Source organism: Streptomyces sp. NPDC046909, assembly GCF_040644695.1.
In the GTDB taxonomy this organism is placed as follows: domain Bacteria; phylum Actinomycetota; class Actinomycetes; order Streptomycetales; family Streptomycetaceae; genus Streptomyces.
On record NZ_JBEYXC010000005.1, the window covers coordinates 387,078 to 399,818 of the forward strand.

Annotated in this window: 11 protein-coding genes; 7 read left to right on the plus strand and 4 right to left on the minus strand. The window is 70.2% G+C overall.

What is annotated here, in order from left to right:
* Nucleotides 1-14: 14 nt before the first annotated feature.
* Nucleotides 15-1,526, minus strand: a complete 1,512-nt coding sequence (locus ABZ928_RS18770; RefSeq protein WP_361519743.1) for an FAD-binding oxidoreductase — start codon at nt 1,524-1,526, stop codon at nt 15-17.
* 288 nt (nt 1,527-1,814) lie between these two features.
* On the opposite strand from ABZ928_RS18770, the gene ABZ928_RS18775 reads away from it, so the two are divergent.
* Nucleotides 1,815-2,705, plus strand: coding sequence for an aminoglycoside phosphotransferase family protein (locus ABZ928_RS18775; RefSeq protein ID WP_361519746.1), 891 nt, complete (start codon nt 1,815-1,817; stop codon nt 2,703-2,705).
* A 128-nt stretch (nt 2,706-2,833) separates the two neighbouring features.
* Here ABZ928_RS18775 and ABZ928_RS18780 read toward each other — a convergent pair whose 3' ends face one another.
* Both ABZ928_RS18780 and ABZ928_RS18785 read right to left on the minus strand, forming a co-directional pair.
* On the minus strand, nt 2,834-3,496 hold the full coding sequence (locus tag ABZ928_RS18780; RefSeq protein WP_361519749.1) for a response regulator transcription factor: 663 nt from the start codon (nt 3,494-3,496) through the stop codon (nt 2,834-2,836).
* Complete coding sequence (locus ABZ928_RS18785; RefSeq protein ID WP_361519752.1) at nt 3,493-4,767, minus strand: histidine kinase; 1,275 nt, start codon at nt 4,765-4,767, stop codon at nt 3,493-3,495. The genes ABZ928_RS18780 and ABZ928_RS18785 overlap by 4 nt, the downstream gene beginning before the upstream one ends.
* Nucleotides 4,768-4,813: 46 nt before the next feature.
* On the opposite strand from ABZ928_RS18785, the gene ABZ928_RS18790 reads away from it, so the two are divergent.
* A complete protein-coding gene (locus ABZ928_RS18790) occupies nt 4,814-5,410 on the plus strand; it encodes a DUF308 domain-containing protein (RefSeq protein WP_361519755.1) in 597 nt (198 codons plus the stop codon).
* 236 nt (nt 5,411-5,646) lie between these two features.
* Here ABZ928_RS18790 and ABZ928_RS18795 read toward each other — a convergent pair whose 3' ends face one another.
* Complete coding sequence (locus ABZ928_RS18795; protein ID WP_361519758.1) at nt 5,647-6,417, minus strand: NADPH-dependent F420 reductase; 771 nt, start codon at nt 6,415-6,417, stop codon at nt 5,647-5,649.
* 189 nt (nt 6,418-6,606) lie between these two features.
* Here ABZ928_RS18795 and ABZ928_RS18800 point away from each other — a divergent pair, with 189 nt between their 5' ends.
* The 5 genes from ABZ928_RS18800 (at nt 6,607) to ABZ928_RS18820 (ending at nt 12,707) form a co-directional block, all read left to right on the plus strand.
* Entirely contained in the window at nt 6,607-7,233 is a 627-nt protein-coding gene (locus ABZ928_RS18800; RefSeq protein WP_361519760.1) for a TetR/AcrR family transcriptional regulator, read from the plus strand.
* Nucleotides 7,234-7,541: 308 nt separating this feature from the next.
* Complete coding sequence (locus ABZ928_RS18805) at nt 7,542-8,723, plus strand: ROK family transcriptional regulator (RefSeq protein WP_361519763.1); 1,182 nt, start codon at nt 7,542-7,544, stop codon at nt 8,721-8,723.
* Between the two features lie 276 nt (nt 8,724-8,999).
* Nucleotides 9,000-10,523: a sugar ABC transporter ATP-binding protein gene (locus tag ABZ928_RS18810; RefSeq protein ID WP_361519766.1), complete on the plus strand. Its 1,524-nt coding sequence runs from the start codon at nt 9,000-9,002 to the stop codon at nt 10,521-10,523.
* Nucleotides 10,520-11,551, plus strand: a complete 1,032-nt coding sequence (locus ABZ928_RS18815) for an ABC transporter permease (protein ID WP_361519768.1) — start codon at nt 10,520-10,522, stop codon at nt 11,549-11,551. The genes ABZ928_RS18810 and ABZ928_RS18815 overlap by 4 nt, the downstream gene beginning before the upstream one ends.
* Nucleotides 11,552-11,657: 106 nt before the next feature.
* Nucleotides 11,658-12,707, plus strand: a complete 1,050-nt coding sequence (locus ABZ928_RS18820; protein ID WP_361519771.1) for a substrate-binding domain-containing protein — start codon at nt 11,658-11,660, stop codon at nt 12,705-12,707.
* The last annotated feature ends 34 nt before the right edge of the window (nt 12,708-12,741 follow it).

Genomic DNA, 12,741 nt, shown 5'->3' on the forward strand with positions numbered 1-12,741 from the left:
GCGTGCGCTCGTCGTTATCCGGGATGGCGGCCCGCGGCGATGGACTGCGGGTTGCGGAAGAGGCCGGTGGGGTCGTAGCGGCGCTTGATCTCGCTCAGGCGGTCGTAGTTCGCGCCGTAGTAGGCGTGCTGCCAGTTCCTGAGGTCCGGGTCGGGGAAGTTGACGTAGGCGGTGTCGGTGTCCAGGCGGTGGCGGAGTGTCCGGTGCACGGTGCGGGTCTGTGCGAGCAGGTCGTTGACCGTGCGCTGCCCGGTGCCGGGTTGCCAGTGGGTGCCGATGTCGATGACGTACGTGGCGTCGCGGTGGGGGTAGGCGGTCTCGTCGGGCCGGAGCCGGTCGCTGGTGCCGCCCATGGCGAAGAGCGTGACGTAGCCGGTCGCCTTCGCGGGCCCGGGGCGCCAGGCGCGGGTCCATTCGGCGATGTGCGTCACGGTGTCGGGGCTCAACCAGGTGTCGGGTACGAGGGACTTGGAGGCGTAGGAGTCCTTCGCGCCGGGCTTCTCCATGAGGTAGTCCTGGGCGGCCCAGAAGCCGCGTTCCTCGACGAGGGAACGGGTGGGCTCGAGCGCGATCAGGGGTGCCAGGAGCCGACGCAGCGTGTCCTCGGAGCCGATGCGCTGACCGAGCACCCACAGGCTGGTGGTGCCGTCGCCCGCGTGCTTGAAGCCGACGCGGACATCGAAGTCGCCCGTGTGGTCGCGGACGAGGATGTCCTGGACCTCCTGGACGACGTCCACGGCTGATGCCAGGTTGAAGGTGAGGTCGAAGACGGTGGCCCGCAGCGACCCCACGGGCACGGCGTCGAAGGTGAAGGCGGTGTTGATGCCGAAGTTGCCGCCCGCCCCGCCGCGGCACGCCCAGAACAGGTCCGGGTTCTCGTCCTCGGCCGCGCGGACCAGTGTGCCGTCGGCGAGCACGAGGCGCGTCTCGGCCATCCGGTCGCAGGTCAGTCCCCACTTGCGGTCGTTGAAGCCGAGGCCGCCGCCGAGCGTCAACCCGGCGACACCGACCCCCGGGCAGCGCCCGCCGGGGAAGTACAGCCCGGCGTCGCGGGCCGCGTAGACATCGGAGTTGGTGGCACCACCGCCCAGATGCAGTCGGCGTCCCCGCGCCGCCACCTCCTTCATCGCCCGCAGGCTGATGACGAGACCCGTGCTCGTGGAATGGCCGGCGTAGTTGTGTCCGCCGGAGCGGGGTACGAAGGGCACGCCGTGCTTCGCGGACCACCGCAGCGCCGCCCGTACGTCGCTCTCGGTTGCGCATGCGACGACGCCGGCCGGCAAGGTCATGGCGTACCGCTGATTGTCGGCCGTCGCCTGGGAGACGTAGCCCTGGTCACCGGGCCGGTAGAGGCGCGCGGCCGGGCTCAGGCTGCGGCGCAACTCCCGCCACGCGGCCCGATCAGGACTCTGCGCGGCGCGGAACGCCGGGGCTGCCTCGGCTCGGTGGCCCGCGTACGCCGGCGGGAGTGCGGCCCCGGGGGCGAGGGCACCGGAGCGAAGAACGGCTCGACGGGTGAGCGGCATGGCGGGCCTCGTTCCAAGGGGTTGGTGCGGGCCGGCCCCGCAGCGCGTCGTGCCAGCGTGGGCTGCCGCGACCTCGCTGACCTGCCCTGACACTCCGAACGCGTGCACGGTTCACGCAAACGCCCGACCGGGCCGACGTTTCTGCCGTCCCGTCTCAAGCGCTCCGGTGTGCGTACAGCGGAAAAACTCAGTTGATCTGAAACCTGGCCCATGAAGACTGGCTGTCGGGCCAGTTGATCCGGTCCGCTTCCGGCGTATTGAACCGGACCAGGGAAAGGGCCCGCGGGAATGACCATGCACGATGACCAAGTGGACGTGACCACCGACATCGTGGCGACCTTGATCCGAGAACAGTTCCCCGAGTGGAGCGGCAAGCCGATCCGACTCCTGTCCTCGACCGGGACGGTCAACGCCATCTTCCGCATCGGTGACGACCTCTGCGCGCGTTTCCCCCTGCGTCTGACCGATGCCGCCGAGGCGCTGGCGGTTCTGGAACAGGAAGCCCAGGCGAGCGCGGAGCTGGCACAGGTGTCCCGGTTCCCCGCACCGGAACCCGTCGCCTTGGGCAAGCCTGGAGCGGGTTACCCCATGCCGTGGTCGGTCCAGACATGGCTACCGGGAACGGTCGCCTCTGATGCCGACCCGAGTGGTTCGGACGCATTCGCCGAGGACCTCGCGCTCTTCATCGTGGCCCTGCGGGGCGCCGAGACGCGGGGGCGGCGTTTCAGCGGCGAAGGCCGTGGCGGCGTTCTCGCCCATCACGACGAGTGGATGGCGGAGTGCTTCACGGAGAGCGAGGGGCTGCTCGACGTGCCCCGGCTGCGCCGGATGTGGAGCCGCTTTCGGGAGCTGCCCCGCGCGAGCGCCGACGTGATGAGCCACGGCGACCTGATTCCCGGCAACGTACTGGTCGCCGGAGACCGGCTCACCGGCGTACTCGACACCGGCGGCTTCGGCCCCGCCGACCCGGCGCTGGATCTGATCAGCGCCTGGCACCTGTTGCAGCCGGGCCCGCGGGACGTACTCCGGCGGACACTGGCCTGTGACGATCTGGAATGGGAGCGCGGCAAGGCGTGGGCGTTCCAACAGGCGATGGGCCTTGTCTGGTACTACGCCGTGACCAATCCGGCGATGAGCGGATTGGGGCGCCGGACACTCGACCGCCTTCTGGAGTCATGACGGTGATCGCTGGCCGATCCCGCCTCGGCGAGCGGAGCTGTCGAGCCCGGCCTGACCTCGCCCGCGCCTTCCGCTCTGCGGGTCCCGCCACGGAGAGCTCTTTCGGCGTCGGCGTTCGGTCGGCAGGCTCAGGGGTAGAGGCCGGCACGGAAGGTGAATGAGACGAGTTGCGCTCGGTCCCGTGCGCCGACCTTCGTCATGGCCCGCACCGCATGCGTCTTCACGGTGAACGGCGACACGGACATCTGGGCCGCGATCTCGTCGTTGCCGAGACCGCTCGCGACGAGAACGACCACGGCCCGCTCCCTGGGCGTCAACGCGTCGAAGCGCCGTAGCAGTTCCTGGTCGATCACCGGGGGCGGGTTGTCGGTCATGTGGCCGATGAGCGCGGCCGTCGCGGCGGCGGACAGCGCACCGCCACCGCCGACGACCTCGGTGATACCGGCGACGAGTTCGGCGGGGCTCACGGTCTTGCTCAGGAAGCCGTTGGCGCCCGCCCGCAGCGCGGCGAGAACGATGTCGTCCTGGTCGAAGGTGGTCAGCACGATCACCCGCAGCTCTTCGGGCGGGTGGTCTTTGCGGATGCGGCGGGTGGCTTCGACGCCGTCGATGCCGGGCATCCGGATGTCCATCAGGACCAGGTCGACGGGATGGTCCCGGAGGTAGGGGGCGACCTGGAGTCCGTCGGAGAGGTCACCCACGACCACGAGACTCGGGTCGAGTCGGAGCATCGTCCGGATCCCGGCCCTGATCTCGTCCTGGTCGTCGACGATCAGAATCCGCGTCGTCATACGACGGCTCCCAGGGGGCTGAACTCCGCATGGACCCGGAATCGCCCGTTGTCGCTGTCGATCGTCAGCCGCCCGCTGGAGGACTCCACGCGTTCGCGCATTCCCACCAGTCCGAGTCCGCTGCCCGAGCCGGTGCCGTGCGTGCCGTGAGGTGAGCGACCGACGCGGTTCTCGACGGTGACGCAGATCCTGCCGTCGCGTTCGCGTACTTCGACCGTCGTCGGCCCCTCTCCGTGCCGGTGGGCATTCGTGAGTGCTTCCTGCACGACGCGGTAGACCGTCACGCCGACGCTGGGCTCCACGAAACCGGTGGGGATGTCGAGGGAGGGCCGGACGTCGAGGCCGATGCTCTGGAAAGAGGCGACAAGGCCTTCCAGGCCGCTGAGGGCGGGGGTCGGCCGGAGCGCCTCGTCGTCGCGGATGCCGTCTGCGAGGCGGAGGAGTTCGAGGATCCGTTGCGTTTCCACGACGACGGTGCGGGCGCTGGACCTGGCCGAGACGAGGGCCTGCCGGGCGGGCTCGGCGCCTTCGGGCAGCCCGATCTCCGCGGCACCGAGATGCATGCTCAGCATCGCGACCTGGTGGCCGATGACGTCGTGAAGGTCCCGGGCGATGCGGAGCCGTTCCTCGGTCACCCGTCGGATGGCTTCGATCTCGCGGGTGGCGATGGCGCTTTCGGCCCGCTCCTCCAGGGTCCGCCAGTGCTCTCGATGGATGCGCAGCGCGGCCCCTGTCGCCCCTCCTGCCACGGCCGAGAAGATGGCGGCGGCTCCTACGACCGCGCCGCCACGGAATCCTCCCACCGTCATGAAGGCCCCCAGGAAGAACGCCGCCACGATGCCGGTCGCGGTCAGCGGCTGCTTTCCCCTGAGGGTGACCGAGAACAGCACGAGCACCGCCATCATCCACACCGACAGCGGGTCGTGGCCCACCGCCGTGACGGCGAAGGACGCGGCGCTCGCCACGACCAGTCCCGCCCACGGCCTCCACCAGGAGAGGGCGACACCGCCGCCGGCGAGGAGGACGGAGAGGGCCGTGGGCCAGTCCGCTCCTCGCAGGAGCACTGCCACGACCTGGCCGGTGAACACCAGAGCGGCCACCGAGTACGCGGCGAGGTGCAGCGCCTCGGGGCGGCGGACCCACAGAGGTGCCACGGGACCGTCGTGATGGTTCTGCGCCTTGCCCATGGACTGATTCTCGTGCACGGCTGCTGCGGCCGTGTACTTCGCTCGAAGTACGCGGCCCTTCCAGAAGCCGCTCAGACTCCTCATCGAGGCGACCGTCTCACACGATCACCATCACAAAACGGGACAGCCCATGACTCAGACCATCGCGACATCGAGCAACAACACGACCACGACAACGGCCTCCGGGCTCCGCTCGCTCCACCTGATCCGAGTCGCCTTCTCCCTGATCTGGGTGGCACTCCTCGCCACGACCTCCGCCTCGCTCGTGGCGGCGGACAGGCCCACGGCGATCGCGGCCGTGCTGCTCGTCATCTACCCCCTGTGGGACGTCGTCGCCACGCTCCTGGAGCGCCGCATGGCCGGCGCCGGTCCCAGGGATCGCGTCGGTACGGCCAACATGGCTCTCGGCCTCGCCACCACCGCCGGGATGATCATCGCCGTCTTCTCCACCATCGGGACGGCCCTGCTCTTGTTCGGCGTCTGGGCCCTCCTCTCCGGAGCGATCCAGCTCGTCGTGGCGATCCGGCGCCGACGCACGGTCGGTGCCCAGTGGCCCATGATGATCAGCGGCGGACTGTCCGTCCTCGCCGGTGTCTCCTTCGCCGCCATGTCCGCCTCCGCGACGAGCGGCCTGTCCTCCATCGCCGGATACTCGGCCTTCGGCGCCTTCTGGTTCCTTGTCTCCGCGATCGCCCTGAGCATCCGCAGCCGACGCGAAGGGCGTTGACGACGCCGTCCGAGTCACCGCCCCTCCGGGAGGCACGGGCCCTTTCGACCCGTGGACACCGCACCGGGCCGACGCCGGTCAGGAGTTCCTGTTCGCTGGGCTTGCTGAGACGTGAACGGGAACGGGCGTCGGCTTCGCAGCGGTGTGAGTCCTTCGTGCCGGGAGCGCCGTCGGGAGCCCGGCGGCGGTCAGGCAAGCACGCGGTCAGGCAAGCACGCGGTCAGGCAAGCACGCGGTCAGGCGAGCACGCGGTCGGCGGTGAGCTTGCGGGAGGTTTCGGCGAGGAGCGTGCGCAGCTGTGCCGCGGGCAGCGGGGCACCCGGGTCGTCGGAGGGCGGCATCTCCATCGGGGCACCGGAGCGGATGGCCTCGGCGAGCTTGGCCCAGCCGGCGCGCGTGGCGTCGGGGTCGGTGAAGTACGGCGCCGTGTAGGGGTCGGTCTCCGGTTCGAAGCGCCAGCTTTCGGCCAGGGGGCCGGCGTCGACGGTGTCGAAGCCCAGGCGGCTGATCAGGTCGGCGGCACTGGCCTTGGCCTGCGGATCGTCACCGGCGATGGGCAGGGCGGTGCGGTCGGCGGCGTCGACGGGGCGGGCGAGTGCGGGGATGTGGAAGTCGCTGATGTTGTTGAAGGCCTTGACGAGCTTCGCGTCGGCCAGGTGTTCCTGGACGAGCTCGCTGGTGGTGGTCTCGCCCGAGTCGAGGACCTCGAAGTTCCCGTCGCGCATCGGGTAGTAGTTGCTCGTGTCGAGCATGACCTTGCCCGCCAGCGCGGCGGCGGGAAGCTTGCGGTAGGCGGCCAGCGGGACGCTGACGATCACCCAGTCGCCCGCCCGGGCCGCCTCCTCGGGCGTCGCGGCGCGGGCCCGCTCGCCGAGCTCGGCCACCGTCTCGGCGAGGGTCTCGGGGCCGCGGGAGTTGGACAGGACGACGTCGATACCCGCCGAGACCGCGAGCCGGGAGAGGGCCGTGCCGATGTTGCCGCTGCCGATGAAGCCGAGTGTTGCCATGGAAGGGATCTCCTCGTTCCGCGGACCGTGCGGTCCGCTGTGGATATGCGGGGGAACCGGTTCGGGCGGAAACAGGCAGGCGAAGGCCAGGGCCTCCCCACCACAGAACCGGAGCGAGTGCTCCTCTTGAACGTAGCACAACCGGAGCGAGTGCTCCGCAATGGTGGGGATCGCTGTACCCTGAGGGGCGTGACCCTCGCCGACCAGTCCACTCCCGCACCCGAGCAGCCCGCCCGGCGTGGCCGCCGCGCCGACGCCGAACGCAACCGTGCCGCGATCATGGAGGCGGCGGGCGCCGTCTTCGCCGAGTACGGCGGCACTGTCGACGTCCGGGAGATCGCCCGCCGCAGCGGCGTGGGCATGGGCACGCTCTACCGCCACTTCCCGACCAAGGACGAGCTGCTTCTGACCGTCCTGGAAGAGCAGTTCGGCTCCTGGCTCACCGAGGCCCATCAGCAGGCCACCGCCACCGAAGACCCGTGGCAGGCGCTGACCGGGTTCTTCGAGCAGATGCTCACCACCCAGGCCCGCAACCGCGCCGTCGTCGAGAGCTACACCACCAACGGCGGCCCCACCGCCTCCTGCGCCCAGCGCTGCTACACCTTCATCGACGAACTGCGCACCCGCTGCATGGACGCCGGCCTCCTGCGCCCCGGCGTGACCACGGAAGACCTGGTCCTGCTCAGCGGCTCCCTGAGCCAGGCCGTCCTGACGACCGGCGACAGCCATCCGGGCCAGTGGCGCCGCCTCCTGCGCATCTCCCTCGACGGCCTCACCAGCCGCAACACCGAACCCCTGCCCGCATCCGAGGCCTAAGCCGACGCACCCGACAGCGACGAACCGAGACGGCGCTGATCGGGGCGCTGACGGCGTGCGCCCCCGGTCGTCGAGCAGGGCCGGTGCGACACGGACGACCCGCTGTGCCGCTTCCGGCGGGGCGATCCCGGCGACGCCGCATTCCGTCCGCGTCAGCCCACGCACTTTGTCCTCTGTGTGGAAAAAGAAGTGCCCAGCTCCTGCACAAGTACTTCCCAGTCCGGAAAATCGTTGTTACGTTCCTCTCCGACAAGCCAGGCGCCGGCGCCCCGGCCGCGGACTCAGGGAGAGGAGGGAACATGCGACGGATGACTGCTCGACCTGAGAACGCGCATCAGGCACGGCTGTTGCGCCTGCTGCGGGACAACGGGTCCAACTCCCGTGCCCAGCTGGGCGATCTGGTGGACCTGTCCCGTTCCAAGCTCGCTGTCGAGGTCGACCGGCTGCTGGAGACGGGCCTGGTCGTCGCGGACGGGCTGGCCCCCTCACGGGGCGGTCGGCGGTCGCACAACATCCGACTCGCGCCGACGCTGCGTTTCCTCGGGGTGGACATCGGCGCCACGTCGATCGATGTCGCCGTGACGAACGCGGAGTTGGAGGTCCTCGGGCATCTCAACCAGCCGATGGACGTCCGTGAGGGCCCGGTCGCGGTCTTCGAGCAAGTCCTGTCCATGGCCGCCAAGTTGAAGGCGACGGGGCTGGCGGAGGGTTTCGACGGCGCCGGTATCGGTGTCCCGGGGCCGGTCCGTTTCCCCGAGGGGGTTCCGGTGGCGCCGCCGATCATGCCGGGCTGGGACGGTTTCCCGGTGCGGGAGGCGCTCAGCCAGGAACTGGGCTGTCCGGTGATGGTCGACAACGACGTGAACCTGATGGCGATGGGGGAGCAGCACGCGGGCGTGGCGCGCTCCGTGGGTGACTTCCTGTGCGTGAAGATCGGCACCGGTATCGGGTGTGGCATCGTCGTCGGCGGTGAGGTGCACCGCGGGGCGACGGGCAGCGCGGGCGACATCGGGCACATCCAGGCCGTGCCCGACGGCCGCCCCTGCGCCTGCGGCAACCGGGGGTGCCTGGAAGCCCACTTCAGCGGCGCCGCACTGGCCGCTGACGCGGAACAGGCCGCGCGCGAGGGCCGGTCGGCGGAACTCGCGGCCCGGCTGGAGACGGCCGGGCGACTGTCCGCAGAAGACGTGTCGGCGGCCGCTGCGGCGGGGGACACCGTAGCTCTGGAAATGATCAGGGAGGGCGGAAAACGCCTGGGCCAGGTCATCGCCGGGCTCGTCAGCTTCTTCAATCCGGGACTGGTGGTGATCGGCGGAGGTGTGACCGGACTCGGACACACGCTGCTGGCCAGCGTCCGGACACAGGTGTACCGGCAGTCGTTGCCGCTGGCCACGGGCAACCTGCCGATCGTTCTGGGCGAGTTGGGGCCGGCGGCCGGAGCCATCGGCGCCGCCCGGCTCATCAGCGACCACGTCTTCTCGCCCGCCTGACCGCTGCTCGACGCCGTCGGCGACCCCGACGGCGTAGAACAGCACGGCACACCGCCGTAACTCCACGGCGCTTCTTCGAGCACGTGTCATCGCCACCCGACGGCCACGCCTTCGGCGACCGACCCCACCAGACCCGGCCACCGGGCCATCAGCCCTGCTCTGCCTGTTCCGCCTGCTCTGCTCTGCTCTGCCCTGCCCTGATGTGCCCGGCCCTGCTCCCTCCTGCCACGCTCCGTCCTGCCCGCTCACGGCCCGCATCCGCCGAGGGGATTCCTCATGGCACCACAACCACCCCTGCTCACCATGTCCGGCATCACCAAGTCGTTCCCGGGCGTCCGCGCCCTGGACGGTGTGGATCTGGAGGTCCAGGCCGGTGAAGTCCACTGCCTCCTCGGCCAGAACGGCGCCGGCAAGTCCACCTTGATCAAAGTGCTCGCCGGAGCCCATCAGCCGGACGAGGGCGAGATCACCTGGCAGGGCGAGCCGGTGACCCTGGGCTCGCCGATCGCCGCGATGCGGCTCGGCATCGCCACCATCTACCAGGAACTCGATCTGATCGAGGGCCTGTCCGTCGCGGAGAACGTCTTCCTCGGCCACGAACCCACCTCCGCCGGATTCGTCGTACGCGGCTCCGCCGCCCGCGCCGCGACCGCGCGGCTCCTGGAACGGCTGGGGCACCCGGAGATCGAACCCGCGCGGCTCGTCGGCGAGTTGTCCGCGGCGCAGCAGCAGATCGTCTCCATGGCCCGCGCACTGTCCCACGAGGTCCGGCTCATCGTGATGGACGAGCCATCGGCGGCACTCGACCCCGAGGAAGTGGACAACCTCTTCAGGATCGTCGCCGATCTGACCGCCGACGGCGTCGCCGTCATCTACATCTCCCACCGCCTGGAGGAGATCCGCCGCATCGGCGACCGGGTCACGGTCCTGAAGGAGGGCCGGTCGGTCGCGGGCGGTCTGCCCGCAGAGTCGACGCCGACCCAGGAGGTCGTCGCCCTCATGACCGGGCGGAACGTGGAGTACGTCTTCCCCGAGCGCCCCACCGCCGGGTTCGCCGCGGAAAGGGCACCGGTGCTGGCGGTCCAAGGGCTGACCCGGCGAGGGGAGTTCGCGCCCGTCGATCTGGAGCTGCGGCCCGGTGAGATCGTGGGTCTGGCCGGGCTCGTCGGGTCCGGGCGAAGCGAGATCCTGGAGACGATCTACGGGGCGCGCAAGCCCGACGGCGGCCGTGTCCTCGTCGACGGCACGCCGCTGCGCCCCGGCAGTGTCCGTGCCGCCGTCCGCGCCGGCATCGGCCTGGCGCCCGAGGAACGCAAGGCGCAGGCGCTGCTCATGCTGGAGTCCGTCAGCAGCAACGTCTCCGTCTCCACCCTGTCCCGGTTCGCGCGTGCGGGCTGGATCGACCGGCGTACCGAGCGGACGGCGACCCACCAGGCGGTCCGGGAACTGTCGCTTCGGCCGGACAACCCCGACACCGCGATCAGGACGCTGTCCGGCGGCAACCAGCAGAAGGCGGTCCTCGCCCGCTGGCTGTTGCGGGGCTGCAAGGTGCTGCTGCTGGACGAGCCGACCAGGGGCGTCGACATCGGAGCCCGGGCGGAGCTCTACGCGGTGATCCGCCGGCTGGCCGACGAGGGCCTGGCCGTACTGCTCGTGTCCAGCGAGGTGCCCGAGGTCCTGGGCCTTGCCGACCGGGTGCTGGTGCTGCGGGAAGGCAGCGTCGTGCATACGGCGGACGCCCGGGAGCTCGACGAGCACCGTGTACTCGATCTTGTGATGGAAGGGAGCCCGACGCCATGACGCAGCCGGTCACCGCGGCGCAGCAGGAAGCGCCGACGTCCGCCGCCAAGTCCGCGGGGGAGCAGGGGAGTTCGCGCCGACCGTGGCTGCGGTGGGATGTACGCACACTGTCCCTCCTCGGCGTTCTCGCGGTCCTCGTCGCCGTCGGCGGGATCACCGCGCCGGACGAGTTCCTGGCGACCAGCAATCTCCAACTCGTGCTCACCCAGGCGTCCGTGATCGGCGTCGTCACCGTCGGCATGACGTTCGTCATCACCAGCGGCGGCATCGACCTGTCGGTCGGCGCGATGGTCGCGCTCGCCTCGGTGTGGGCGACGACCCTGGCCACCCAGGACTTCGGCTTCGCGGGCATCCTCTTCACCGCCGTGATTGTCGGCGTGGGCTGCGGTCTCGTGAACGGCCTGCTGATCGCCTACGGCAGGATGGTCCCGTTCATCGCGACGCTCGCCATGCTCGCCTCCGCCCGGGGGCTGGCGTTGCAGATCACGGACGGCAGCACCCAGGTCGTGACCGTCCAGTCGGTGCTCGATCTCGGCGGCCGCGATGCCTACGTCCTCGGCATCCCGCCCCTGGTGCTGATCTTCGCCGCGGTCACCGTCATCGGCTGGCTGCTGCTCAACCGCACCACCTTCGGCCGCCGCACCGTCGCGGTCGGCGGCAACGCGGAAGCGGCCCGCCTGGCCGGCATCGACGTCCGCCGCCAGCGCCTGTATCTGTACCTGCTGTCCGGACTGTGCTGCGGCATCGCCGCGTTCATGCTGATCGTGCTCGCCGGCTCGGGCCAGAACACCAACGGCAACCTCTACGAGCTGGACGCGATCGCCGCGGCGATCATCGGCGGCACGCTGCTCAGCGGCGGGCGCGGCACCATCGTCGGCTCCGTCCTCGGGGTGCTGGTCTTCACCACGATCACCAACATCTTCGCCCTGAACAACCTGGAGACCGCTGTCCAGCAGATCGCGAAGGGCGCCATCATCGTCGCCGCCGTGCTGGTCCAGCGCCGCTCGCTGCACGGCGGCGACGCCTGACGCCGTGCAGCGCACCGCCGGACGGCGGCCCCTGACACCGCCGTCCGGCACCCGCCCCCGCTTCCTCCATCTGACGCACACTGCCCAGTCGAAGGGTCGATCCGCCATGCCCAGAACCCCCAACACCAGCCGCAGAGCTCTGCTGTTCGGCACCGCCGCCGTATCCGCCGGCGCCCTGCTGACGGCCTGCACCAGCAACGAACCCAAGGACCAGGGCCAGACCGCGGACAACGCCGCCCCGGTCGCCGACGACAAGCCCGGCAAGCAGGTCACCATCGGCTTCGCCGGACCGCAGGCCGACCACGGCTGGCTCAACGCCATCAACGACAACGCCAAGAACCGGGCGAAGAAGTACTCGGACGTCACACTGGAGATCACCGAGGGCTCCAACGACACGGCCGCGCAGATCGGCCAGATCCAGACGCTGATCAACAAGAAGGTCGACGTCCTGGTGATCCTGCCCGCCGACGGCAAGGCGCTCACCCAGGTCGGCCTCCAGGCCATGCGGGCGGGCATCCCCGTCGTCAACCTGGACCGGGTCTTCGCCTCCCCGCAGGCCTACCGCTGCTGGATCGGCGGCGACAACTACGGCATGGGCCTCAACGCCGGGCACTACATCGGCGAACAGCTCAAGGACAAGAAGAACGCCAAGGTCGTCGAACTCGCCGGACTCGACAACCTGGAACTGACCCAGCAGCGCACCAAGGGCTTCGACGACGCCCTGAAGAACTACCCGAACATCAAGAAGGTGGCCCGCCAGGCGGCCGACTTCACGGTCGAGTCCGGACAGGCCAAGATGGCCCAACTCCTTCAGGCCCAGTCGCAGTTCGACGCGCTGTGGAACCACGACGACGACCAGGGCGTCGGCGCGCTGCGCGCCATCGACCAGGCCGGGCGCGACGACTTCCTGATGGTCGGCGGCGCGGGCGCCAAGTCCGCGATGGATGCCATCAAGGCCGGCGACAGCGTGCTCAAGGCGACCGTCCTGTACCCGCCGACGATGGCCGCCTCCGCCATCGACCTCGCCCGGGCGCTAGGCCAGGGCAAGGGTGTCGGCGGTCTCGCCGAGTTCGAGATCCCGTCCTCGCTGACGCTCTACTCGGCCGTGGTCACCAAGGACAACGTCGACCAGTACCTGCCCACCGGCTTCATCTGACCGGGCCGGGCCACGGGCCCCGCGAGACAGCGAA